This window comes from Streptococcus cristatus (genome assembly GCF_003944225.1).
Classification (GTDB): domain Bacteria; phylum Bacillota; class Bacilli; order Lactobacillales; family Streptococcaceae; genus Streptococcus; species Streptococcus cristatus_K.
Map to the genome: position 1 here is coordinate 278310 of NZ_RJPN01000001.1, position 22930 is coordinate 301239.

Sequence of the window (22930 nt, forward strand, 5' to 3'; positions counted from 1 at the left end):
ACATTTAATTTATAGACTTAAAGAAATTCTTAATTCTATCCACATCCGAATTTACCACTATTGCAACAAAGACACCCATAAAGGTTTCAAAAACTCTAGCAAAAACGTATAAAATAGTATCTTCCGGACTAATGGAGAGAGTGATAATCAGCATAGCTGAAACACCACCAATCACCCCAGCCTTATTGTTCATAGCAACATTGGTCATGATCGTCAGCATCGTACAGATTGGCACAAATACCAAAGTCACCCAAAATTGGCCGTTCAATAAATTTCCCAACAGATAGAATAGCAAAGCATAAAAGCCCCCGACACTATTTCCTAAAATACGAGAAGTTCCGAAATGAACACTTTTATCAAAATCTTCTCGCAGGCTAAACACCGCTGTCAAAGCCCCAATTTGGAGCCCCTTCCAGCCAAACATACCAAAAATGAGTAGGACAATAAAGACTGCTATCCCTGTTTTCATCGTCCTCATGCCTAAGCGAAACTTTGATTTATCAAATTTGTACTTACTAAAATAGCTCATGCCTTTTCCCTTTTAAAAGTAAACTATCTCTATTCTAACATATTTTTCAACAAAAAGGCTCTGTCCATCGAGTTTATTGTTTGTATCCTACAAGAATGCATAGCCAGCTTCTACTGTATTTCTAACTATATTTCCCATTATTGATTACTCATTAGGAAAATAGAAGCCAAAAGCCCATTCCCTCAGACACATACGTGGACAAAAGAAAAAGAGTTGGTTTCCCAACTCTTTCCGTTTCAAAGATTATTTTTCAGTCAAAGCTGCAAGCCCTGGAAGAACTTTACCTTCAAGAAGCTCCATAGAAGCGCCTCCGCCCGTACTAATCCATGAGAACTTGTCTGCACGACCAAGGTTGATGGCTGCGGCAGCTGAGTCACCACCACCGATGATTGATTTCACGCCTGGTTGTTTCACGATAGCGTCCATCACACCGATTGTACCAGCTTGGAAGTCAGGGTTTTCAAACACACCCATTGGTCCGTTCCATACAACTGTTTTCGCACCAGTCAAGGCTTCGTCGAATTTAGCGATAGATTTAGGACCGATATCCAAACCAAGGAAGCCTGGATCCACTGCTTCACCTTCAGTGTCTTTCACTTCAGTGTAGTCCGCAAAAGCATTTGCTTCTTTAGAGTCAACTGGCAAGATCAATTTGCCGTTTGCTTTTTCAAGAAGAGCTTTGGCAACATCCAATTTGTCCTCTTCTACAAGTGAGTTACCGATTTCGATACCTTGCGCTTTGTAGAATGTGTAAGTCATACCACCACCGATAAGGACTTTATCAGCTTTTTCAAGCAAGTTTTCGATTACACCGATCTTGTCTGAAACTTTTGAACCACCAAGGATCGCCACGAATGGACGTTCTGGAGCTTCAACTGCTTCTTGGATGTAGGCAATTTCGTTTTCAAGAAGGAAGCCAGCAACAGCTTTTTCAACATTTGCTGAGATACCAACGTTAGATGCGTGTGCACGGTGAGCTGTACCGAATGCATCGTTTACGAAGATACCATCTCCAAGTGATGCCCAGTATTTACCAAGTTCTGGATCGTTTTTAGATTCTTTCTTGCCGTCAACATCTTCGAAACGAGTGTTTTCAACCAAGAGAACTTGTCCATCTTCAAGAGCGTTAACAGCGGCTTCCAAGTCAGCACCACGTGTAACACCTGGAATAAATTTAACTTCTTGTCCCAATTTAGCAGCCAAATCAGCAGCTACAGGAGCAAGTGATTTACCAGCTTTATCTGCTTCTTCTTTTACACGTCCAAGGTGAGAGAAGAGGATAGCACGTCCACCTTGTTCAAGGATGTACTTGATAGTTGGAAGTGCTGCAGTGATACGGTTGTCGTTAGTAATCACGCCATCTTTTACAGGAACGTTGAAGTCAACACGAACGAGAACTTTTTTCCCTTTCAAGTCAACGTCTTTAACAGTCAATTTTGCCATTAGATATGACTCCTTCTTTTTTTATACGTGTTAATTATATCACAAAATCTACAAAAGTGATAGCAAAAATTCATGGCTTTTCCTTTTCTCCAATCAAAGATAGATAAAAGACTACATGATTCTCATTTTTCTGATAAATGCTAATGATGTTACATGAGCAAGTTGATTTTCAATAGCCATTCCTTTAAACTGTTCTGCAAAACAAAAAAGAGATCCATTCGGATCCCTTCTTCATACAATTGAATTATTTAGCGATTTTTGCAAAGTATTCAAGAGTACGTACAAGTTGTGCAGTGTAAGACATTTCGTTGTCGTACCATGATACAACTTTAACCAATTGTTTACCGTCAACGTCAAGAACTTTAGTTTGAGTTGCGTCGAACAATGAACCGTAAGACATACCTACGATATCTGAAGATACGATTGGATCTTCTGTGTAACCGTATGATTCGTTAGCTGCTGCTTTCATAGCTGCATTTACTTCATCAACAGTAACGTTCTTTTCAAGAACTGCTACCAACTCAGTAACTGATCCAGTTGGAGTTGGAACGCGTTGTGCAGAACCATCAAGTTTACCGTTCAATTCTGGGATTACAAGACCGATAGCCTTAGCAGCACCAGTTGAGTTAGGAACGATGTTAGCAGCACCAGCGCGAGCACGACGAAGGTCACCACCACGGTGTGGTCCGTCAAGGATCATTTGGTCACCAGTGTAAGCGTGGATAGTAGTCATCAATCCTTCTACAACACCGAAGTTGTCTTGAAGTGCTTTAGCCATTGGAGCCAAACAGTTTGTAGTACATGAAGCACCTGAGATAACTGTTTCAGTACCATCAAGAACGTCGTGGTTAGTGTTAAATACGATTGTTTTAACATCGTTTCCACCAGGAGCAGTGATAACAACTTTCTTAGCTCCACCTTTAAGGTGTTTTTCAGCAGCATCTTTCTTAGCAAAGAAACCAGTTGCTTCGAGAACGATTTCTACACCGTCAGTAGCCCAATCAATTTGTTCTGGGTCACGTTCAGCAGAAACTTTAACGAATTTACCGTTAACTTCGAATCCACCTTCTTTAACTTCAACAGTACCATCGAAACGACCTTGAGTTGTGTCGTATTTCAACAAGTGTGCAAGCATAACTGGATCTGTAAGGTCGTTGATGCGAGTAACTTCAACACCTTCTACGTTTTGGATACGACGGAAAGCAAGACGACCGATACGACCGAAACCGTTAATACCAACTTTAACTACCATTAGTGATTTCCTCCTTATGAAAATCAAAAAAAATTTTATGTGAAAAGAGTAACTTGAATCACTACAAATCACCTTTCAACATATCTATTATATACCTTATTGAGCAAAATTGCAACTGATTTCATTATTATTAACAAGTAACAAATTTTCTTTCATGTATTTTCGATATTTTTCATAAATCTCATATTTTGATTCCAAAAAGAAAAAACGCCCGCTAGAAGCGAGCGTCATGTAGTGAATTATTCACCACGGTGTTTCTTAACGATTTCTTCTTGTACTGACTTAGGTACATCTTCGTAGTGGTCAAATACCATCATGAAGGTACCACGTCCTTGTGTTGCAGAACGAAGGACAGTCGCATAACCAAACATTTCAGCAAGCGGAACATAAGCACGAACGATTTGGCTGCTACCATGTGCTTCCATACCGTCAACACGTCCACGACGAGCTGTTACGTGACCCATAACATCACCAAGATTTTCTTCAGGAACAGTGATGGTTACAAGCATCATTGGCTCAAGGATAGCAGGCTGTGCAGTCTTAGCAGCTTCTTTCAAAGCAAGTGATGCAGCAACCTTGAAGGCTGTTTCAGATGAGTCGACATCGTGGTATGAACCATCGTAAAGTTTCGCTTTTACGTCAACAATTGGGTAACCAGCAAGGACACCATTCGCCATTGACTCAACCAAACCTTTTTCTACCGCAGGAATAAATTCACGTGGAACCACACCACCAACGATAGCATTTTCAAACTCGAAACCTTTTCCTTCTTCGTTTGGTGTAAACTCGATCCAAACGTCACCGAATTGACCTTTACCACCAGATTGACGTTTGAAGAATCCACGTGCTTGAGTAGAAGCACGGAATGTTTCACGGTAAGATACTTGAGGAGCACCTACGTTTGCTTCAACCTTGAACTCACGACGCATACGGTCAACAAGGACATCCAAGTGAAGCTCACCCATACCAGAGATAACTGTTTCACCAGTTTCAACGTTTGTTTCAACACGGAATGTTGGATCTTCTTCTGCCAATTTTTGAAGGGCAATACCCATCTTGTCTTGGTCTGCTTTAGATTTTGGCTCAACCATCAATTGGATAACTGGTTCTGGAACGTTGATTGACTCAAGGATGATTTTAGCTTTTTCATCTGTCAATGAGTCACCAGTTGTCGTATCTTTCAAACCAATAGCAGCTGCAATATCCCCAGCATAAACGGTTTCGATTTCTTGACGACTATTGGCATGCAATTGCACAAGACGTCCGATACGTTCACGTTTACCTTTAGAAGTGTTCATTACGTAAGAACCTGATTGAAGTACACCTGAGTAAACACGGAAGAAAGTCAAACGACCTACGAATGGGTCAGTCATGATCTTGAAGGCAAGAGCTGCAAATGGCTCTTCGTCAGATGCTGGACGAGTTTCTTCTTCTTCTGTATCTGGGTTGATACCTTTGATCGCTGGGATGTCAAGCGGGCTTGGCAAGTAATCAATAACTGCATCAAGCATCAACTGAACACCCTTGTTCTTAAAGGCAGAACCACACAATACTGGGAAGAATTCAACGTTGATAGTTGCTTTACGGATACCAGCTTTCAATTCTTCGTTAGTGATTTCTTCACCCTCAAGGTATTTCATCATCAATTCTTCATCAGTTTCAGCAACTGCTTCCACCAATTTTTCACGGTATTCTTGTGCTTGTTCAAGGTATTCAGCTGGAATATCTTCTTCAAGGATATCTGTACCAAGGTCGTTAGTATAGATTTCAGCTTTCATCTTGATCAAGTCGATGATACCACGGAAGTCATCTTCAGCACCGATTGGCAATTGAATCGGATGAGCATTTGCTTGAAGACGGTCATGAAGTGTGCTTACTGAGTAAAGGAAGTCAGCACCGATTTTGTCCATTTTGTTGGCAAATACGATACGTGGAACTCCGTACTCAGTTGCCTGGCGCCAAACTGTTTCAGTTTGAGGCTCAACACCTGATTGTGAGTCAAGAACGGTAACCGCACCATCCAATACACGAAGAGAGCGTTGTACTTCGATTGTGAAGTCCACGTGTCCCGGTGTGTCGATGATGTTTACGCGGTGGTTGTTCCATTGAGCTGTTGTCGCAGCAGATGTGATAGTGATACCACGTTCTTGCTCTTGCTCCATCCAGTCCATTTGTGACGCACCTTCGTGAGTTTCACCGATTTTGTGGATTTTACCAGTATAGTAAAGGATACGCTCAGTTGTAGTTGTCTTACCAGCATCGACGTGAGCCATGATACCGATATTACGAGTTTTTTCAAGTGAAAATTCGCGTGCCATGAGGTTAGTTTCTCCTATTTTTTTATTTTACAATCTATTATAACATTATTTAGAAAAAACGGATAGGCAGGACCTACCCGTTCTAAATGTTTATCTTGTTGGTTTCAACTTACGAAATGGTAAGTTGAATGATACTCGGGCTAAAGTTAATTAGCCGATTTGAGCCGGAACGGGATGCTGTGTGAAAAAGATAAACTTCCTTGTATTCGTTGAATACTGCGTCAGTTTCCTATTTTCACTTTGCATCCTTACCGTTCCTAGCATCATGATTTTACCAACGGAAGTGTGCGAAGGCACGGTTAGCTTCAGCCATACGGTGAGTATCTTCGCGTTTCTTAACTGCTGCACCAGTGTTGTTAGCAGCATCCATGATTTCTTTTGCAAGACGATCTTGCATAGTGTGTTCACCACGACCACGTGAAATTGTTACCAACCAACGAAGTCCAAGTGTAGTACGACGTTCTGGACGAACTTCAACCGGTACTTGGTAGTTTGAACCACCGACACGGCGTGCACGTACTTCAAGAACAGGCATGATGTTTTCCATCGCTGTTTCAAATACTTCAAGTGCATCATTTCCAGTAGCTTCTTTGATTTGCTCAAAAGCTCCGTAAACGATAGAAGCTGCTGTACCACGCTTACCATCAAGCATAACGCGGTTGATAAGACGAGTAACTAATTGTGAATTGTAAAGCGGATCTGGCAATACTTCGCGCTTAGGCGCACGGTTTTTACGACTCATTTATCTTTATCCCCTTTCTTTATGCTTTTGGACGCTTAGTACCGTATTTAGAACGGCCTTGCTTACGGTCAGTAACACCTGCTGTATCAAGTGCACCACGAACGATATGGTAACGTACCCCTGGAAGGTCTTTTACACGTCCACCACGAAGAAGCACCACGCTGTGCTCTTGCAAGTTGTGTCCGATACCTGGGATGTAAGCTGTAACTTCGATCAAGTTGCTCAAACGTACACGGGCAAATTTACGAAGGGCTGAGTTAGGCTTCTTAGGTGTCATAGTTCCGACACGAGTTGCAACACCACGTTTTTGTGGTGAAGATACGTTTGTTTGAACTTTTTTGTGGCTGTTGTAACCAACGTTCAAAGCTGGTGATTTAGATTTTTCTACTTTTGATTTACGCGGTTTGCGAACCAATTGGTTAATTGTAGGCATCTACATTCTCCTGTATTTTTTTAATTTTGGTGATGATACACTTGGTGACAGCTACCATCTGTGTGTACTTTTGCAACATTTGTCAGCACGTCTCTGTACACTTTTGAGAGACCAAAAGTAAAAAGTACCGTTTATCATTGTAACACAGAAGCATATCCTCGTCAATAGGTTTTCTTAATTTTTGACTTATCTTCACTTCTTAATCAACCTTTTGCTTGATTATTATCATCTTAAAGATCTGAAAATATGCTACAACAGATTGTTGATAAACACTTAAATACTAATCAAAATATGTATTCAATTCTATTTTTCACTTGAAGTCTGGGAAGGAACCACCGTATTTGAAGAGGCGCCCGAAGTATCTGAAGACGGGCTTGGTATCTCCGAAGATGGACTTGGGGTAACTTCTGGACTAGAGGATGGTGCAGGAGTCGAACTTTCTTGTGGCTGTATTCGTGGTTCGATGGAGATGGCAGGTGTTCGATAAACTGGCGCAACAGGCGTAGGAGAGAACGACTGCTGCTGGTCTGAATCAGGTTCAGTGGATTCCTCAGGTGTCTTCATTGCATCTTTTACGGCTTGAATTCGACCTTGGAACTTAGCTTTGGCTTCCTCATCTTTTACCTTGTCAACCGCTGCTTGTGCTTGAGTCAAACTTTCATCGGTACGCTCTTCTTCTAACTTTTTAACAGCTACTTCAGCATCCTGAATCGTATTATCTTCTGACGATGCTTTCTTAGTAGAACTAGCTTTACTGGAGCTTGAACGTCTACTATAACTGACTGTTTTGGTGGAGCCCGTATTCTTCTGAGCTGGTTTTAAAAATATAAGTCCAGAAACCAAGATAAGCAGCATTATTGCCAGGATTCCTAAACGAACAAGGTTAGAAGCTCTCTCTAATTTATCAAAAATATTTCTCATAATTCTTTCCTAAAGTTAATCAAATATATTCCCAATCTCAACATCAATCTTATTTGATTTAACGTCGATATTGGTCACCTTTAACAGCGATTTGTATTCCAGATGATCGCGATTGGCTTGCGCATTGTCCGCAAAGACCGCTACTCCTGCCAACTCCGAATCAAACTCGGACAGAAGGCTAATCATCCCATTAACTGTTCCGCCTCCCTTTAGAAAGTCATCAACAATCAGTACCCGACTGCCAGCTTTTAGGCTACGTTTAGAGAGGAACATTTTCTCAATCCGATCTCCACTAGAGCCAGAGACATAGTTGACACTAACCGTAGAGCCCTCAGTGATTTTCAAATCGCGACGGACAATGACAAAGGGAACATTCAAAACATTCGCGACAGCATTGGCAAGCGGAACCCCCTTGGTCGCCACTGTCATAACAGCATCAATCTTTTGATCTTTAAAAGCTTTGGCAATGATGCGGCCAATATTATTGAGGATAGATGGCGTACTGAGTAAATCTGACAAGTAGATATAGCCGCCAGGCAGGATTCGATTGCTTTCAGACAGCTGATCGCGGAGGTCTTGAACGATAGCCTTTGCCTCCTTTTCTGAAATGGAAGGAGTAAAGACGACACCTCCCCCAGCACCGGTAATTGTCTCAATTGTACCAATTTCGATTTCTTCAAAGGCACGTTTGATAATTACGATGTCTTCCGAAATAGAAGACTTGGCAGACTCATATTTCTCTGCAAATGTGTTTAAACTTGTTAATTGGTAAGGATGGTTAATCAAGTAATTGGAAATAACCACCATGCGCTCACTTCTTCTTAATTTCATTTTTTCACCAATTCGACTCCATCAAAATCAGCCACAAACTAATCTGAGAACCTAGCTCTTCTCGCATAGAGCAGTAATTCAATTCTTCCTATTTCAAAGTTTGGAGTGATTTCTATGAATATTTATTTTATTTTTTTCATTATATCATACTATATCAAAAAAACGAACATTATACTAAATATAATGCCCATTTTTCGTATTTCACTTATCAATTTTTGGTTTATAAAAGGAACGATTTTCCAGTGCGAAAATTTTATTGGTCATTTCTCCTGGAGCAACGAGAGACAGAGCCGTGGTCATCATCATCATCTCGGCATCCAGATTGTCAATCATGTGTAGGATTTCTGCTTCCATAATCTTTGGACGAACGGGACTACCGTATTCAAGGAGACCGTGATGACTGAGAAGGACGTGGCGCAAAACAATGACATCTTCTTTGGTATCATCGATTTTCAGCTCCGCCAAGGTTTTGGTCAATTCTTCGTCAATCAACGCAATATGGCCAATCAGATTGCCTCGGACAGTATATTCCGTATTTTCTGGACCGCTCAACTCAATGACTTTGGCCAAGTCGTGCAACATAATCCCCGCAAAAAGAAGGCTTTTATTGAGCTGAGGATAGATGTCACCAATTGCATCCGCTAGCTTGACCATGGTAGCTGTGTGAAAGGCAAGTCCTGATTCAAAAGCATGATGATTGGTTTTCGCTGCTGGGTAGGAATAGAATTCCTTATCGTATTTGCTGTAAAGGGAGCGCACAACCCTTTGCCAGACTTGATTTTCAATCTTGAAAATCATTTGTGCCAAATATTCCCGCAGTTCTTTTTGGTCAACGGGTGGTTTTTCTTTAAAATCAGCAGGATTATTGGGCTCACCAGCCTTTGGCAGACGTAGAGTCAGCTGATTAACCTGAGGGGTGTTATTGTAGACCTCGCGGCGTCCTTGCATGTGAACGACTTTCCCCGCTGTAAATTCTGCCACATTATGGGGTTGGGCATCCCATAATTTCCCTTCAATCACTCCAGTGTCATCTTGGAAAGTGAAGGCGAGGTAATTCTTCCCAGCTCTGGTCTGTCGGACTTCGGCTGACTTAATCAGATAAAAGCCTTCAAACATCTCATCTTTTTTCATTTGATTAATTTTCATAGTCTTCCCTTTCATCTGGAATATCGAGCAAGTGTAAGTGAAGGTCTTGGTCAGACAACTCAATGTGCCGTAGCGTTCTTTCAATGGCATTGGTTCGGCGAGTCAGTAGCTCATCAATGCTGCCAGAAGCGTTCTTGAGGTGCTTCTGAGCCTTGGCTAGAATGCCGCCAAATTTGTTGAATTCCAGCTTGACACTGCCCAGAACCTTGCTGATGTCATCTGCGCTACGCTGAATGTTTAGGGTTTTAAAGCCAACCGAGAGAGAATTGAGCAGAGCTGACAAGGTAGACGGTCCAGCTACGACAATCTGCTCATCTCGCCGCAAACCGTCGAAAAACTCTGGATTGCGAACCACCTCGGAATAGAGACCTTCCGTCGGCAAAAACATAATCCCAAAATTAGTCGTAGCTGGCGGAGCTAGATATTTACTGTTGATATCCTTTGCAAAGCGCTTAACACTAGCCAACAACGACTTGCGGTGAAGTTCAATCTCTCCCTTGTTGCCCGATTCATAAGCATCTTCCAAGCGATAGTAATCCGCTAGAGGAAACTTAGAATCGATGGGCAAGTAGACATAGTCCTGATCCGTCTGTCCCGGCAATTTGATGGCATACTCCACGCGCTCACTAGAACCTGCCACTGTGGCAAATTCCCGCTCATACTGGCTGGGGGTCATGATGTCTTCGATAATTTGTCCCAGCTGGAGTTCGCCCATAATGCCACGGGTCTTGGTATTGGAAAGAACCTTATTGAGACTGCCCACATCCCGAGCCACTGTCTGCATCTCTCCTAAACCACGATTAACAGACTCTAGTTGTTTGGACACCGTCTCAAAGGAGGTCTGCAGACGATTCTGCAAAGTCTTCTCTAATTTTTCCTCAACAGTTTGGCGCATCTGCTCCAGCCGTAAGTCATTTGACTCCTGAATCTGACGCATCCGCTCATCGGTCTTATCTCGATTTTTACTGAAACTATCCGCCATTTCGGTTCGCAAATCCGTCAAATGAAGGTGCAAATCTGTTCGAACTTCTGCCAGCCGATCTCCCAGAACAAGTTCCAACTCTTTTTGCCGAAGAACCTCCTGCTGTCTTTCCTGCTCAAAGCGGTAATCCAGCTGGTCGGACAAGTGATCCTCCTGCTCTTCTAGCAAGACTCTGATTGCCTGCTCCTGCTGCCCCTGTCTCTGCCAGAAGAAATAGAGAAAGACCAGATTGATGATAAGCAGGATGATGATGATATATTCCATATCAACTCCTATCTTTACTGTAAATAACAACCGTATAACCTCTGTCAAAGGATAAAAATACAGGTCTATCTATAAATTCGTTAGAAGCATAGACTTTTTTAAAGAAAAAATTCCTTTCATTTAAAGGATATTTAGCTCCTTCAATGGTCAGAGGCACATCCTCTGTCGGCAGAAAGGCCAGATAGTCCATGCCTTCTACTGGCTTGATTTCATGACGGCCAGAGGGCACATAGCGAATGCAATTCTGGGCATCCACTAAGATCAGCTGCTCCATATAGGGAGCGATTTTATCATTGCTGGGCAAGAAAACATTGGCCAGAGCATGGTCTAGACGACCGCCAAAGGCGCCGAAAATCGTCAGATGAGCATTTGGATAGCGCTCAAAGCAAGCCAGAACAGCCAATTCTAAGTCCGTATCATCCTTTTCAGGCTGAGCCTGAATGACTTCCTTGGCGCCAGCTTTTATGCGCAGCAATTCTTCATCGGAAACAGAATCAAAATCGCCAACCGCTAAGTCCAGAGGCAAGCCCTGCTTTAGCAAATAAAAGGCACCACGATCAACCCCGACAAAAAGATCAAAATCCCGATTGACCTCCGTCAAATCACCGCCAGCAAACAGAGCAATCCTAAGCATCTAGTGCATCCCTCAAGGTCTGAACTTGATGGCTGACATCACCTTTGAAGACATAGCTACCGGCCACAAAAATATTGGCGCCAGCTTCTCTAGCCATCTGAATCGTCTTATCGTCAATCCCACCGTCAACTTCAATATCAAAGTTCAGCTGATTGGCCTCTCGCAGAGCGACCAGTTCACGAATCTTACCCATGGTTTCGGGCAGAAAAGCCTGACCGCCAAATCCTGGGTTGACTGTCATCACTAGGACCTGATCCACTAGATTCAAGACATTTTTAATCGCTTCGACTGGAGTTCCAGGATTGATGACAACACTAGGCTTGACACCTGCCGCCCGAATCTTCTGCAGAGCTCCATGAATATGCGGCGTTGCTTCCACATGGATGCTGATAATATCTGCACCTGCCCGAGCAAATTCCTCAATATGATGCTCAGGATTGGACACCATGAGATGGCAATCAAAAACCATCTTGCTGTGGGGACGCATACTTGCTACGACACCAGCACCAAAGCTGATATTAGGGACAAAATGGCCATCCATGACATCCAAATGGGCATACTCCGCCCCGCTGGCTTCTAGCTTTTTCAACTCAGTCTCAAAATTAGCATAGTCCGCACTCAGAACAGAGGGAGCAATTTTAAATGTTTTCATGATAGTTCCTTTCTTTATTTAGGAAGTTTTTTAGCTGTCTTTTTATAGGTTTCACGACGGTTCTCGATTTCACTGAGAAATTGCAGGTAATTTTCAAAACGAAAAGCAGCAATTCGCTCGTCTTCTACGGCTGGTTTGACAGCACAAGCCGGCTCGTGCGTATGGGTACAAGTTCGGAATTTGCAGTCCCGACTGATTTCGGCAATTTCTGGAAAGGAGGCGTTCAGGTCTTCCGCCTTGCCTACCTCATAGTCTAAGGAAGAAAAGCCTGGAGTGTCCGCAATCTTTCCTCCGTTAAGATTATAAAAGCTGACCGCCCGTGTCGTATGGCGACCCCGCCCCAGACTTTCAGAGATTTCTCCTGTTTCTAACTGCAAGTCCGGTGCAATTTTATTGAGCAGGGTGGATTTCCCAACACCAGTCTGACCCATGAAAACAGTGATTTTCCCCGTCAGAAGTGGCAGTAACTCCTCAGTGGTTTTAACGACCTCATAGCCGATGGCCTGATAGGCCTGTACATAGACATCCAAGCTCTGCTCATCTTCAAGCAGGTCTAACTTGCTGATGTAGATAATAGGATGGATCCGCTTATGCTCCAAAAGCACCAAAAAACGATCCAAGAGATTGGCATTGAAGTCTGGCTCCTTGGCACTCATGATGACAACTGCCTGATCAATGTTGACAATGGGTGGCCGCACCAAACTATTTTTACGCTCGGCGATTTTTAAAATGTAGCCTTCAGAATCCTTGTCCGCTGAAAATTCGACATGGTCACCAACATAAGGCGTCTGACCTTTTTTGCGGAAATTCCCACGCGCTCTCGTCTGATACACCTGCCCATCTGACTCTACATAATAAAAGCCAGCTAAGGCTTTGATAATTATTCCTTGCAAGACTGCTCCTTTAAAGTTAATACAATTATTATATCAAAAAAACATATATTTGGCTTTTACTATTGGCATTTTCAAAAAATATGTTATAATAAAAAGCAAGCGGAGGTGGTGGAACGGCAGACACGCATGCTTCAGGCGCATGTGCCCGTACGGGTGTGAGGGTTCAAATCCCTTCCTCCGCATCGAACGGGAACTCTTGTCCAAGTTGACAAGAGTTTTTCTTTTGAAAAATTATGAAATCATCTTGAAATTTCTTTCAGAAAAACCAGCCTTTTTCAAAAAGGGCTGGTTTTCAAATCTTATAATCCTTGCGCCGTCAAAGCATTCGCCAGACGGGCAAAATCTGCCAAAGTCAAGGCTTCCCCCCGAACACTTGGAGACAATTCAGCTTGCTCTAAAGCGGCTGTTAGCTTGGCTTTTGTCCCCTCTGACTTCCCGAAATGACTGGTCAGGTTATTCCAGAGAGTCTTGCGACGGTGAACAAAGCTGGCCTTGGAAACCTTGAAAAAGAATTTCTCGTCTTGGACTGCAACTGCTGGCTGGTCTCTCCGCACCATCTTGAGAATAGCCGAATCCACATTTGGCGCTGGCACAAAGACTGTCCGTGGCACGATAAAGGCAACCTTGGCCATCATGTAATACTGGACCGCAATCGACAAACTGCCGTAAGCCTTGGTATTCGGCTGAGCCGAAATTCGATCCGCCACTTCCCTCTGCATCATAACGACAAACTCACTGAAAGGAATCCCGCTCTCAATCAAATGCATGAGAATCGGTGTCGTGATGTAGTAGGGCAAGTTCGCTACTACCTTGATAGGCAGGTCTGGATTTTTAAACTCTGCTATGTACTGAGCCAGATCAACCTTGAGAATATCCTGATTGACCACTGTCACATTGTCAAAATCGCGCAGAGTATCCGCCAAAATCGGTACCAGTCGCTCATCAATCTCAAAAGCCATGACCTCGGCGGCGCTCTCTGCCAAAAATTCTGTCAAAGCCCCAATACCGGGACCAATTTCAATGACATTGACATTTTTGTCAATCTCGGCGGTATCCACAATCTTCTGGAGGATATTGGTATCAGTCAAGAAATTCTGACCGAACGATTTTTTGAAAGTGAAACCGTGACGCTCCAGAATGGCACGGGTCACACTATAATCTGCAATTCTCATTTTTTCTCTTTTCTATTATAGTAAGCTTCTGGAGTATAATGATAGAGCAAAACAAATAAGGGTGTTCCATCAAATCCTTCCACCATATCTTTTAGGAGTGCATCTGGATGAATGATTTCTCGTGTTTTGGTGAAATAAACTCCGTGTTCCCCGTTTCTATTACGAAGTTCCCAGGCAACATTATTCCCTTGGACAGAAGGTAGGTAACGTTCCATTTCTAGAAAGTCAAAAAATTCTTTCACCGTCATATCTTCAGGAATCTCAAATTTCACCTCATGAGGCAGTACATCGTCCCCCATACACACAGAATCTCTATCAACTCGGATTTTCATTTTGCTCTCTCCTTATAAGTTTCTATTTGAACGCTATCAAAATAAATCTAAGTACCTCTATTGTAACACATTCTCCATGCATTTTGAGGTCTGCTCAACTATTATCATAAGATTTCATAGCTTCTTCCACTTCTGCCAAGATCACTCCAAACAGATTTAGATATCTGAATTTCCTTCCACTATTGAAGTAAGCATAAAAATTTATTTTTCTAAATCTTTATAGATTGTCTCTTGAAAAGGTCAGTTGTTCAAGTAAGTAATAGAGTCTTGCTTGCTCCTCTTCTTCGTAAGCAGATCTATTTGCTTTTACTTCCCTGCATTTCTCGTCATACAAAAAGCCCTCAAATCCATCTTCTGTAGATAAGGCTGTATAGACTTTCGCCATTTTTTCAGGACTAATCGAAAATCTCGACTTAATTTTATACAGATTTTTCATAAAAGCGCTGAGGTGATCATAGCGGCGCATATCTACTTTGACATTGGTTACACGGATGGCCTGAACCTTGATACCTTTCCAATGCTTCCGCATATAAAGCGACAGCATCAACAAGGCCAGTTTATTCTGATAATAGGTCTTAGCAGGACTGTAATGTTTTTGTCCAGATAAATTTTCAAAATCAAGCTTCATGAAAGGATAAAGCACCAGCCCTTGGGAAGAAATATTAATAATCCGACCACTTTCTGACTTTCCCAACAAGTCTTTCAATAAGGAAGAAAGTAAAAAGGGAGCAACCACGTTGGTCGCAAATTGCTTTTCTAATCCATCTTTGGTCATCACAGGACTTTTGATTGATAAATCAAAATCAGCCGCATTGTTAATTAAAACATCTAGAGCGTCTTCTTTTTTAATATACTGTTCTACCGCTTTCCTGACACTTTTCATATCAGATAAATCAACCAAGATATAATCTACATGCGGATTTCCTGTTTGTTGACGGATTTTTTCACAGGCTTGCTCAGCCGCTTCTTTTCGCCGACAAAACAAAGTCACTGACCAACCCTTTTCAGCCAACTGTTTAGCAGCCTGGTAGCCAATACCACTATTGCCGCCCGTAATAATTACTTTTTTCATTTCTGACTCCGTTAGAATGAATATTTGAGCATGGTTTCTTCCACTTCCGCCAAGGTCACGCCAAACAGTTCCAGCCGCTTGAGTAGCTGCTTGCCGTTAGAATAACCGATACGAAGCTCTTCTCCTAGATACTCTCGACGCTGACGGCTGTCGCTTCCTAGGAGCAATCCCAGCCGCATAAGGTCATTCTTTGTTACATCAAAATCACTGCTTGACTCAAAATGGCTGGTCACCCCAGTGAGGGCTGTTTTTAAGTCTTCAAAACTCGCATGCTCAATGCCTAATGAGCGCCCTTTGGTCTTGGACTTAGGAGCTGCTTCGTCACGTTTGAGAAAGGCATGTTGGACAGTAGGAATTTCCGTCATAATCAGACGGCGAATCCGCTCGCCATTGAAATCAGGGTCTGTAAAGACAATGACACCATGTAAGTCCTGCAAGCGACGAATCCGTTCAATATCCGCATCGCTGATAGCAGAACCTCTAGTTTCATAGGTCTCAACATCAAAATAGCGCTTGAGATTGGCTGTGTCATCACGCCCTTCCACAACGACCACTTGGGGGATTTTTATCTTTTCAATCAAGCCCAAACACCTTCTTTGCATTTTCATAGGTCACCTGAGCCACTTCTTCGACCGTCAGCCCGCGCAGTTCAGCAATTTTTTCCACAACATAGCGGGTATAGGCAGTTTTGTTTTCTCGGCCACGCTTGGGAACAGGTGCCAAGTAAGGTGCATCCGTCTCGACGAGGATTTTGTCCAAAGGCAAGTTCTGCGCAGCTTCTTGAATATCCGTCGCTTTTTTAAAGGTGACGACTCCAGAAAAGGAAATCATCATCCCCAGCTCGATAAAGCGCTCTGCCATTTCCAAAGAACCCGAATAAGAGTGCATGATACCGCCCCGAGGGCCCACACCCTCACTCTTGATAATCTCATAGGTGTCTTCTAAAGCGTCGCGCGTGTGGACGACAAAGGGCAGGTCTAACTCTTTCGACAACTGGATTTGTCGCCGAAATACTCGCTCTTGCACTTCCTTGGGCGCTGTCATCCAGTGATAATCCAGACCAATCTCGCCCAAAGCCACTACTTTTGGATGAGCAAGCTTGTCCAGCAGATAGGCTTCCACCGCCTCATCATAAGTCCCAGCCTCAGTCGGATGCCAGCCAATCGTAGCGTAAATCTGCTCATAATTATCTGCCAACTCCAAGGCGCGCTCAATGGTCGGCCGGTCAAAACCGACAACATTCATATTGCTGACACCCATTTCTGTAGCTAGCTGGAGCTCCTCTGCCTCTCGCCCAGCAAATTCTTCCACATTTAAATGCGTGTGTGTATCAAAAATTTTCATACTTCACTTCCTTGTATTTCCTGCCTTTCATTATACCAAAAAAGTCAGTTAAAGGGGCAAGAGCTTTACTTTCTCTCCATCTATTCCAGCGAGTATTTGTTATTTTTTCAGCGCCTATCAAAAATAATTTTACTGTTTTTTGATAATTTTTTATTATTTTTCGATATTTTGTTATTGATTATCGATATATTTTGTGATATAGTAAATAAAAATAGAAATTATTTGGAGGAATCCATGTCAAAGACAAGACAAAAAACAGCTGAAGATATAAGCATTGTGCTTACAAAAATCAGCCTCAGCATTTTATTTATTGCTTCCATTGTCCTGATAGCCATCGGACCTTGGGTAGTCAGCCTAGTCATCGAATTTCCCTCACCTTTCTTTCAGGGAGAAAGCCGCTATTGGATATTGTTGCTTCTAGGCTATGTCTTGGGCTGCCTGGCTCTGACCTGTATCGTGCATCTCTATCGACTCCTCAGCCGCATCGGGAAAAATCAGGTCTTTATCAGACAGAATGTTCAGTATATGCGCTATCTGGGCTGGGAAGTCGGAATGGTCGCCCTCATTTCTTTCTTTATGGGCTTGACAGTCTATATGCCCATGCTCCTCGTAGCCGTTTCTTGCTGCATTTTAACCTTGATTATTCGGGTTATCCGCAATGCTTTTGGCAAGGCAATTGAGCTGCAAGAAGAAGTAGACTACACGATTTAGGAGGGACTATGATTCAGATAAATTTAGACCTTGTCATGGCTCAAAAACGAATTAGTGCTGGACGCTTAGCAGAATTGATTGACCTCACCCCTGCCAACTTGTCCATCTTGAAAAATAACCGAGCCAAGGCAATACGTTTTTCAACACTTAATGCCCTTTGTCGGGAATTGGACTGCCAACCCGGCGATATTCTTGAATATATCACAGATGAAACCGAGGAGGAATAAACATGGAAACACCATCACAAGAACAGATGACGGGGCAACCCTACCTTCCTTTTGAAAAAGACCAAGAACGAAAAAACATCTTCACAGCTTTAAACATAAAGGAACAGAAGAATTTTAGAATCAGCTCTCTCATTCTCTATTTTTTGGCCTACTTTTATACAGTTGCCATTGACGGCAACAAAACCATTTACTTTTTTCCTATTGCGATTGGTTTAATTAGCCTGACCGAGTGGTTAGTAAGAAAAACGCCAAAAAGCTTGCCTCAAATCGAAAAGGATGTCTCTACTGGGCTCGAGTCCAAGCTTTTCCTGATTCTCAGTTTGACTCAGGCACTGGCACTCAGTATCTGGAGCTTTCACCCACAATTAGAAATTTTTCAGACTTTGGCTCTCCACATCTCCTTTTCTTTTTATATCCTGTCACGGACGGGTTGGCTCAATCAAGGTCGCTTGGGAATCATGGTTTGGTACGATAGCATTCAGGCTTTTGTAATTCTACCTTTTAGAAACTTTTTCGCTGGTCTTCAAGTCTTTGCTCTGAGCGATAAGACTTCAGATGCAACTACTGAAGACAGCGATTCTTCGAAAAAAGCACTCCAAAGTACGATGATAGCAAGTAGCCTTCTCATTGCTGGTACGCTTGTCTTCTTCGTTTGGTCACAACTCATCCAAGTCTCTGATCGATTTGCTCTTTTCTTTAGCGATACAGCTGATGCCTTGCATCTTTTCTTTGACTTGATCTTTTCAAATCTTGATACAGACGCCATCGCTCTTCGCCTCTTCTTGGCCCTACCTATCGGCCTCTATCTCTACAGTCTGATTGTTGGCAGCTTACTGAATCAAAAAGATATCAAAGTTACCTATCAAAGCTTCCAAAATAAAATTCAGCCACTGCGGATGTTCCCTGCTTTTACAGCCTATATCATCATCGGCAGCCTCTGCCTGACCTACGCTCTCTTTTTCCTCGTTGGTTTAGGAGAATTAAGCGAACTCCTTAGTGCTGGCACTAGCCTCCAAACCATTTCTCCACAAAATGCCTCAACCGTTGCTGTTGCTGGCTTCTGGCAGCTTGTGCGTGTATCACTTCTAAATTTCGCTGTGCTAGCCGCCTTTTATTTACTGGCCCAAAAACCTCTCTGGGACCAGAAAGGTACTCGTCTAGCCAGCACTATCCTCTTTATTTTCGCCTTTTTACTGGCCTTGCTTGCCGGCTGGAAACTCTTTGGCATCTATATCTATCTTTATGGTCCAACACCATTGCGCCTGATTTCAGCTTGGTTTATCCTTGTTCTACTGGTCTGGTGTATTCTAACCCTGATTCGCTTCTACAAGCCCATCCAAGCGATCCGAATCGGTATCTTCTACGCCCTGATTAGTTTCACGCTGCTCTGCTATCTCTATCCTCTGCTCTTAGCCGCTTGATAGAGAGCATACTAACATGCCAATATAATTATCAAAAAGAGGCTGGGACAAAAGTCCTAGCCTCTCAATTGTCTTTGGATTGTCGAGCAAGACGCAGTGGTTGAGTGGGCTCTACTAGGCTGATTTCATCAGCTTTTACAGCCCTACTCAACTGTGCGGAGGTGGGATGACGAAATCGAATTCTAACGAATTACCGATTTCTGTCCCACTCTCTTTTCTTTTATTCAAACTAGATAAGATATACCTAGAAACCACCTAGACTAGCCCGTTTACCTTCCATTTCATGTAAAGTTCCTATTCTGCACGGACTACTTCATAGCAATACTAGCCACCCTTAAACCATAAAAGCTTATTTTATCAAGAGCAATAGAAAAACCAGCGGTCTCGAGTCTCCACTGGTTTCTTTATGGTAATCGTTTGGATTATGCAGCCAAAACTTTGCGTCCTTTACGACGACGAGCTGCCAATACGCGACGACCGTTTTTAGTTGACATACGGTTACGGAATCCGTGTTTGCGCGCACGACGAAGTTTACTTGGTTGATAAGTACGTTTCACGATGAATACCTCCTCATAGATTTTGTACTCGTTTAGCCGGCTATAAAGTGATCAGTTACTAAACATACTTTACTATTCTATCGGATTCTCTCCTGTTTGTCAATAGTATTGGACGAATTGTTTCTTTTTGGAAACGAAATCATTCAAATCGTGTCGCTTCATAGAAGGGAATCAAGGCTGTCATAGCCTGCTCAAGCTCCGACAGAACTTGCTGCTTACTTGTAGCTTTAGAAAGATTGACGTCATATTTGATCAAAACCTTGCGGACTAATCCTGTAGCCACCTGCTGGCTTAGATGTTTCCTATTTTCCTCCGTAGCTTCGAAGCGTTGACTCTGGCCGTCTATCTGGGCAAAATAGTAAGCTAGCGGCTGAATGGGCAGATTCAGTACCCTATTTTGCTTGCTAAGGCTATGCTCATCTTTCTTGCGCTCCATGAAGCTCACCTCTAGCGAGACCCCAAAATCTTCTGCAGTTCCATACAAGCGCAGAGCGAACATGGGCTCTGTGATTTCCCCATAGCCTCTTAGGTAATTCCAAAAATGTGGGCGTAAAATCTGAGCCTGATTCAGCCAATTGCTGGTCCGCTCCAGACTCAGCTTAGGATAGATTGCCTGAAAGTCTCGGACCAAGTTCGCAAACTCTTGCCGAGCAGCCTGACCTCTAGCTTTCAAATCCAACATTGTCTCTCGCAGTTCCCCTGCCTTGTCTGGTGAAATGTATTTACTTCCTTGAACAGTCAAAAACGACTCAATAGCTGGAAAAAGTGACATGGAATTTTCTCCTTTCTGTATCTAAAAACCAGCTGAGCAGCTGGTTAAGATTTATTCCGAATCAATATCTACAACAACGTAGCGGTTAGGCTCATCGCCTTCTGAATAGCTAGTCACACCATCAATTCTTGAGATAATCCGATGGATGATTTTACGCTCACTATTGGACATAGGATCCGTATGCTGGCTGCGACGGTCTTCTAGAGCACGCTGAGCCAATTTTTGCGCATAGCTTTGCAAAACTTCAGCACGATGCTCCACATAGTCATTTACATTGATAGAAATGTAAAAACTCTTGGAATATTGATTGTAAAGATAATTCTGAGCCAACAGCTGCAAGGCTTTCAAGACTTTACCGTGGTAACCAATCACGCGCCCTGGCTCATTCGTATCAATTTGCATATTGATTGTTCGGCGATTGTGGCTACTAGAAAGAGTCGCTTCAACATCCATTTCATCCACAATCTTTTGCACATATGCGGTCACACTTGCGACAACTTCTTCAATATCACAATCATCCTCAACCTGGATACCCAAGTCAAAGAAGGACGACTCAGCTGGCTCTTGCTGACTAGGTGCCACTTCTGCTAAAGAGCTATCTTCCTCTGAGTCTTTCAGAGTCTGTGCTTCATCAACCGCTTGACTGGTCTTTAAGAAATCAATTGCACCTGTTTCTTCCAGAATGGTACTGGCATCTTTATCATTTTTAAGAATTTCAGCCTTGACTTTTTCTGAAACAACTTCACCTTCGCCTTCGGCCTTCTTGATAGCCGTCACCACTCGCCCTAAGTCGACTGTTGCTTCACTAACACTTTGTACCGGCTCGTTTTGCGCATTGATTTCCTCAGGAACTCCTTTTACCGCCTGTTGGTTGGCCTTGGCCACAGTCGTTTCAGCAATCGGCTCCACATCTACCCGCGCAGGTTTCTTGCCAAATAAACCGAGAAAACCTTTCTTTTCACGCGAAACAACGGTAATATGTGCTCTCATTCGTGGGATATCCAGCGTTTTTAGTCCATTTTGAATCGCTTCTTCAACACTTGCTCCTGTAAAAATAACCATCTGCAAGAGTCCTCCTTTTTACTTTTTCTTTTTCTGTGCTTTTTGAAGGGCACGTTTTTTCTTCATTTCCAATTGGCGCTCCGCCTTTGCCTTCGCTTCACGTTCAGCAATGATCTTAAAAGGATTGCTCAAAAGCAAGGTCTGACCAACTTGATAGGCGTTGGAGACTGTCCAGTAAAGAGCAACCCCGCTGGCTGCATACACCGCAAAGAAGAAAATCAATACTGGCATCAGGTAGGTCATCACTGCCGTTCCACCATTTTTTTCTGGCAAGGCTTTATTGGATAGCCAAGTGCTAAAGAAAGTAAAGAGAGCAGCGAGAATAGGTAGGATAAAGGTCGGATCCGTCGCACCTAGATTGAGCCAGAGGAAATGACCTGTTTTCAGAAATTCAACCCGTGTCAGAGCTTGGAAAAGTGCCAAAAGAACTGGCATTTGGATAAATAAGGGAAGAAAAGCGGCATAGGGATTGACACCCATTTCCTTGTAAAGCTTGCTGGTTTCCTCTGCTAAAGCGGTCTTACTATCCATATCCTTGCCTGGATATTTTTCCTGAAGCTTCTTGATATGAGGTTGAACTTCCTGCATCTTTCTAGATGAGGTCGTCTGAAATTGAAAGACTGGCAACAAGACTGTCCGAATAATCAACGTGAAGAGAATGATCCCGATCCCTGTACTTCCATTAAAGGACAAGAATTGAATCATCTCCGCAAAGAAATAAACTAATTTCTCCCAAAAATCACTTGAATTAGCGGTCACTTCGCTGGTGCCACAAGCCGTCAAAATAAGCAGCGAAGCCGCTAAAAGAAATCCTATCTTATTCTTCTTTTTCACAAACAAATCCTTCCTGATAAATTTTTGCAACCTTTAAGACATGCAATAAATTTTGTTCCACTTGATGGTAGTCTAGAGTTTCAACTCCCTTGCGAGCAATAACAACAAAGTCATCCTTTGTCAAATCCGCCCGATGCTGAATCAAGACATGACGAATCTTTCTTTTGATACTATTGCGGACAACTGCATTGCCCAGCTTTTTACTGACCGAAATCCCCACTCGAAAATGGCGCTGATCTTTTTCTAATTTATAAACGACAAACTTTCGATTGGCAAAATTCTGCCCATCTTTAAAAATCGCCTTGAAATCTTTTTCGCTCTTGACGCGATAGTTTTTTCTCAAAACTCAACTCCATCCACCAAAATTAACTCTATTATACCATATT

Annotated in this window: 26 protein-coding genes and 1 tRNA gene; 4 read left to right on the top strand and 23 right to left on the bottom strand. The window is 42.8% G+C overall.

Annotated features, from left to right (window positions below; all coding sequences use genetic code 11):
* Positions 1-4 precede the first annotated feature (4 nt).
* From D8797_RS01480 to rsgA, 13 genes are all read right to left on the bottom strand, one after another.
* The gene (locus tag D8797_RS01480; RefSeq protein ID WP_005591664.1) at positions 5-529 is read right to left on the bottom strand and encodes an FUSC family protein; all 525 of its coding nucleotides are present in this window, start codon (positions 527-529) and stop codon (positions 5-7) included.
* Between the two features lie 243 nt (positions 530-772).
* Positions 773-1972 (bottom strand): phosphoglycerate kinase, encoded by a 1200-nt coding sequence (locus tag D8797_RS01485; protein WP_125378985.1) that lies wholly within the window; start codon positions 1970-1972, stop codon positions 773-775.
* Between the two features lie 244 nt (positions 1973-2216).
* Positions 2217-3224, bottom strand: a complete 1008-nt coding sequence (gap, locus tag D8797_RS01490) for a type I glyceraldehyde-3-phosphate dehydrogenase (protein ID WP_005591661.1) — start codon at positions 3222-3224, stop codon at positions 2217-2219.
* 239 nt (positions 3225-3463) lie between these two features.
* Positions 3464-5542, bottom strand: coding sequence for an elongation factor G (fusA, locus tag D8797_RS01495; protein WP_125378986.1), 2079 nt, complete (start codon positions 5540-5542; stop codon positions 3464-3466).
* A 271-nt stretch (positions 5543-5813) separates the two neighbouring features.
* A complete protein-coding gene (rpsG, locus tag D8797_RS01500; protein ID WP_005591659.1) occupies positions 5814-6284 on the bottom strand; it encodes a 30S ribosomal protein S7 in 471 nt (156 codons plus the stop codon).
* 19 nt (positions 6285-6303) lie between these two features.
* Entirely contained in the window at positions 6304-6717 is a 414-nt protein-coding gene (rpsL, locus tag D8797_RS01505; RefSeq protein WP_005591658.1) for a 30S ribosomal protein S12, read from the bottom strand.
* Between the two features lie 303 nt (positions 6718-7020).
* The gene (locus tag D8797_RS01515) at positions 7021-7638 is read right to left on the bottom strand and encodes a hypothetical protein (protein WP_061908702.1); all 618 of its coding nucleotides are present in this window, start codon (positions 7636-7638) and stop codon (positions 7021-7023) included.
* Between the two features lie 15 nt (positions 7639-7653).
* Positions 7654-8469: a pur operon repressor gene (gene purR / locus D8797_RS01520; RefSeq protein ID WP_061422196.1), complete on the bottom strand. Its 816-nt coding sequence runs from the start codon at positions 8467-8469 to the stop codon at positions 7654-7656.
* Between the two features lie 201 nt (positions 8470-8670).
* Positions 8671-9615: a 3'-5' exoribonuclease YhaM family protein gene (locus tag D8797_RS01525; RefSeq protein ID WP_045500508.1), complete on the bottom strand. Its 945-nt coding sequence runs from the start codon at positions 9613-9615 to the stop codon at positions 8671-8673.
* On the bottom strand, positions 9605-10861 hold the full coding sequence (locus tag D8797_RS01530) for a DNA recombination protein RmuC (RefSeq protein ID WP_125378987.1): 1257 nt from the start codon (positions 10859-10861) through the stop codon (positions 9605-9607). The genes D8797_RS01525 and D8797_RS01530 overlap by 11 nt, the downstream gene beginning before the upstream one ends.
* Before the next feature lies 1 nt (position 10862).
* A complete protein-coding gene (locus D8797_RS01535) occupies positions 10863-11495 on the bottom strand; it encodes a thiamine diphosphokinase (RefSeq protein WP_125378988.1) in 633 nt (210 codons plus the stop codon).
* Positions 11488-12147: a ribulose-phosphate 3-epimerase gene (gene rpe, locus D8797_RS01540; protein WP_045500502.1), complete on the bottom strand. Its 660-nt coding sequence runs from the start codon at positions 12145-12147 to the stop codon at positions 11488-11490. The genes D8797_RS01535 and rpe overlap by 8 nt, the downstream gene beginning before the upstream one ends.
* A 14-nt stretch (positions 12148-12161) precedes the next feature.
* The gene (rsgA, locus tag D8797_RS01545) at positions 12162-13040 is read right to left on the bottom strand and encodes a ribosome small subunit-dependent GTPase A (RefSeq protein WP_125378989.1); all 879 of its coding nucleotides are present in this window, start codon (positions 13038-13040) and stop codon (positions 12162-12164) included.
* 99 nt (positions 13041-13139) lie between these two features.
* Here rsgA and D8797_RS01550 point away from each other — a divergent pair.
* Positions 13140-13222 (top strand) — tRNA-Leu (locus tag D8797_RS01550).
* A gap of 117 nt (positions 13223-13339) precedes the next feature.
* Here the strand turns inward: D8797_RS01550 and rsmA are convergent.
* From rsmA to D8797_RS01575, 5 genes are all read right to left on the bottom strand, one after another.
* A complete protein-coding gene (gene rsmA / locus D8797_RS01555) occupies positions 13340-14212 on the bottom strand; it encodes a 16S rRNA (adenine(1518)-N(6)/adenine(1519)-N(6))-dimethyltransferase RsmA (protein WP_125378990.1) in 873 nt (290 codons plus the stop codon).
* Positions 14209-14544, bottom strand: a complete 336-nt coding sequence (locus tag D8797_RS01560; protein ID WP_125378991.1) for a hypothetical protein — start codon at positions 14542-14544, stop codon at positions 14209-14211. Before D8797_RS01560 ends, rsmA begins: the two co-directional genes overlap by 4 nt.
* Before the next feature lie 217 nt (positions 14545-14761).
* A complete protein-coding gene (locus D8797_RS01565; RefSeq protein WP_125378992.1) occupies positions 14762-15616 on the bottom strand; it encodes an SDR family NAD(P)-dependent oxidoreductase in 855 nt (284 codons plus the stop codon).
* A gap of 11 nt (positions 15617-15627) precedes the next feature.
* On the bottom strand, positions 15628-16224 hold the full coding sequence (gene rnmV, locus D8797_RS01570) for a ribonuclease M5 (RefSeq protein WP_125378993.1): 597 nt from the start codon (positions 16222-16224) through the stop codon (positions 15628-15630).
* Complete coding sequence (locus D8797_RS01575; protein ID WP_125378994.1) at positions 16190-16960, bottom strand: TatD family hydrolase; 771 nt, start codon at positions 16958-16960, stop codon at positions 16190-16192. The genes rnmV and D8797_RS01575 overlap by 35 nt, the downstream gene beginning before the upstream one ends.
* 234 nt (positions 16961-17194) lie before the next feature.
* On the opposite strand from D8797_RS01575, the gene D8797_RS01580 reads away from it, so the two are divergent.
* Genes D8797_RS01580 through D8797_RS01590 form a run of 3 tightly spaced genes read left to right on the top strand, consistent with a single transcriptional unit; the run spans position 17195 to position 19319 of the window.
* Complete coding sequence (locus tag D8797_RS01580; RefSeq protein ID WP_041826919.1) at positions 17195-17671, top strand: DUF2975 domain-containing protein; 477 nt, start codon at positions 17195-17197, stop codon at positions 17669-17671.
* Between the two features lie 8 nt (positions 17672-17679).
* Complete coding sequence (locus tag D8797_RS01585; protein WP_005591644.1) at positions 17680-17898, top strand: helix-turn-helix domain-containing protein; 219 nt, start codon at positions 17680-17682, stop codon at positions 17896-17898.
* 2 nt (positions 17899-17900) lie between these two features.
* Positions 17901-19319 (top strand): DUF4153 domain-containing protein, encoded by a 1419-nt coding sequence (locus tag D8797_RS01590; protein ID WP_125378995.1) that lies wholly within the window; start codon positions 17901-17903, stop codon positions 19317-19319.
* A 422-nt stretch (positions 19320-19741) separates the two neighbouring features.
* Here D8797_RS01590 and rpmH read toward each other — a convergent pair whose 3' ends face one another.
* From rpmH to rnpA, 5 genes are all read right to left on the bottom strand, one after another.
* A complete protein-coding gene (gene rpmH, locus D8797_RS01600) occupies positions 19742-19876 on the bottom strand; it encodes a 50S ribosomal protein L34 (protein ID WP_000831905.1) in 135 nt (44 codons plus the stop codon).
* Positions 19877-20015: 139 nt separating this feature from the next.
* Positions 20016-20648: a ribonuclease P gene (locus tag D8797_RS01605; protein ID WP_125378996.1), complete on the bottom strand. Its 633-nt coding sequence runs from the start codon at positions 20646-20648 to the stop codon at positions 20016-20018.
* 51 nt (positions 20649-20699) lie between these two features.
* Positions 20700-21710 carry an RNA-binding cell elongation regulator Jag/EloR gene (gene jag / locus D8797_RS01610; protein WP_125378997.1) on the bottom strand — a complete coding sequence of 337 codons (1011 nt, stop codon included), beginning with the start codon at positions 21708-21710 and terminating at the stop codon, positions 20700-20702.
* Positions 21711-21728: 18 nt separating this feature from the next.
* A complete protein-coding gene (locus D8797_RS01615) occupies positions 21729-22544 on the bottom strand; it encodes a YidC/Oxa1 family membrane protein insertase (protein WP_125378998.1) in 816 nt (271 codons plus the stop codon).
* Positions 22528-22887 (bottom strand): ribonuclease P protein component, encoded by a 360-nt coding sequence (gene rnpA / locus D8797_RS01620; protein ID WP_125378999.1) that lies wholly within the window; start codon positions 22885-22887, stop codon positions 22528-22530. Before rnpA ends, D8797_RS01615 begins: the two co-directional genes overlap by 17 nt.
* Positions 22888-22930 lie beyond the last annotated feature (43 nt).

What these genes read in the sequence shown, in the direction of transcription:
- D8797_RS01480 (WP_005591664.1), bottom strand. Translation starts at nt 529, where the DNA reads ATGAGCTATTTTAGTAAGTACAAATTTGATAAATCAAAGTTTCGCTTA.
- D8797_RS01485 (WP_125378985.1), bottom strand. Translation starts at nt 1,972, where the DNA reads ATGGCAAAATTGACTGTTAAAGACGTTGACTTGAAAGGGAAAAAAGTT.
- gap (WP_005591661.1), bottom strand. Translation starts at nt 3,224, where the DNA reads ATGGTAGTTAAAGTTGGTATTAACGGTTTCGGTCGTATCGGTCGTCTT.
- fusA (WP_125378986.1), bottom strand. Translation starts at nt 5,542, where the DNA reads ATGGCACGCGAATTTTCACTTGAAAAAACTCGTAATATCGGTATCATG.
- rpsG (WP_005591659.1), bottom strand. Translation starts at nt 6,284, where the DNA reads ATGAGTCGTAAAAACCGTGCGCCTAAGCGCGAAGTATTGCCAGATCCG.
- rpsL (WP_005591658.1), bottom strand. Translation starts at nt 6,717, where the DNA reads ATGCCTACAATTAACCAATTGGTTCGCAAACCGCGTAAATCAAAAGTA.
- D8797_RS01515 (WP_061908702.1), bottom strand. Translation starts at nt 7,638, where the DNA reads ATGAGAAATATTTTTGATAAATTAGAGAGAGCTTCTAACCTTGTTCGT.
- purR (WP_061422196.1), bottom strand. Translation starts at nt 8,469, where the DNA reads ATGAAATTAAGAAGAAGTGAGCGCATGGTGGTTATTTCCAATTACTTG.
- D8797_RS01525 (WP_045500508.1), bottom strand. Translation starts at nt 9,615, where the DNA reads ATGAAAATTAATCAAATGAAAAAAGATGAGATGTTTGAAGGCTTTTAT.
- D8797_RS01530 (WP_125378987.1), bottom strand. Translation starts at nt 10,861, where the DNA reads ATGGAATATATCATCATCATCCTGCTTATCATCAATCTGGTCTTTCTC.
- D8797_RS01535 (WP_125378988.1), bottom strand. Translation starts at nt 11,495, where the DNA reads ATGCTTAGGATTGCTCTGTTTGCTGGCGGTGATTTGACGGAGGTCAAT.
- rpe (WP_045500502.1), bottom strand. Translation starts at nt 12,147, where the DNA reads ATGAAAACATTTAAAATTGCTCCCTCTGTTCTGAGTGCGGACTATGCT.
- rsmA (WP_125378990.1), bottom strand. Translation starts at nt 14,212, where the DNA reads ATGAGAATTGCAGATTATAGTGTGACCCGTGCCATTCTGGAGCGTCAC.
- D8797_RS01560 (WP_125378991.1), bottom strand. Translation starts at nt 14,544, where the DNA reads ATGAAAATCCGAGTTGATAGAGATTCTGTGTGTATGGGGGACGATGTA.
- D8797_RS01565 (WP_125378992.1), bottom strand. Translation starts at nt 15,616, where the DNA reads ATGAAAAAAGTAATTATTACGGGCGGCAATAGTGGTATTGGCTACCAG.
- rnmV (WP_125378993.1), bottom strand. Translation starts at nt 16,224, where the DNA reads ATGAAAATGCAAAGAAGGTGTTTGGGCTTGATTGAAAAGATAAAAATC.
- D8797_RS01575 (WP_125378994.1), bottom strand. Translation starts at nt 16,960, where the DNA reads ATGAAAATTTTTGATACACACACGCATTTAAATGTGGAAGAATTTGCT.
- D8797_RS01580 (WP_041826919.1), top strand. Translation starts at nt 17,195, where the DNA reads ATGTCAAAGACAAGACAAAAAACAGCTGAAGATATAAGCATTGTGCTT.
- D8797_RS01585 (WP_005591644.1), top strand. Translation starts at nt 17,680, where the DNA reads ATGATTCAGATAAATTTAGACCTTGTCATGGCTCAAAAACGAATTAGT.
- D8797_RS01590 (WP_125378995.1), top strand. Translation starts at nt 17,901, where the DNA reads ATGGAAACACCATCACAAGAACAGATGACGGGGCAACCCTACCTTCCT.
- D8797_RS01605 (WP_125378996.1), bottom strand. Translation starts at nt 20,648, where the DNA reads ATGTCACTTTTTCCAGCTATTGAGTCGTTTTTGACTGTTCAAGGAAGT.
- jag (WP_125378997.1), bottom strand. Translation starts at nt 21,710, where the DNA reads ATGGTTATTTTTACAGGAGCAAGTGTTGAAGAAGCGATTCAAAATGGA.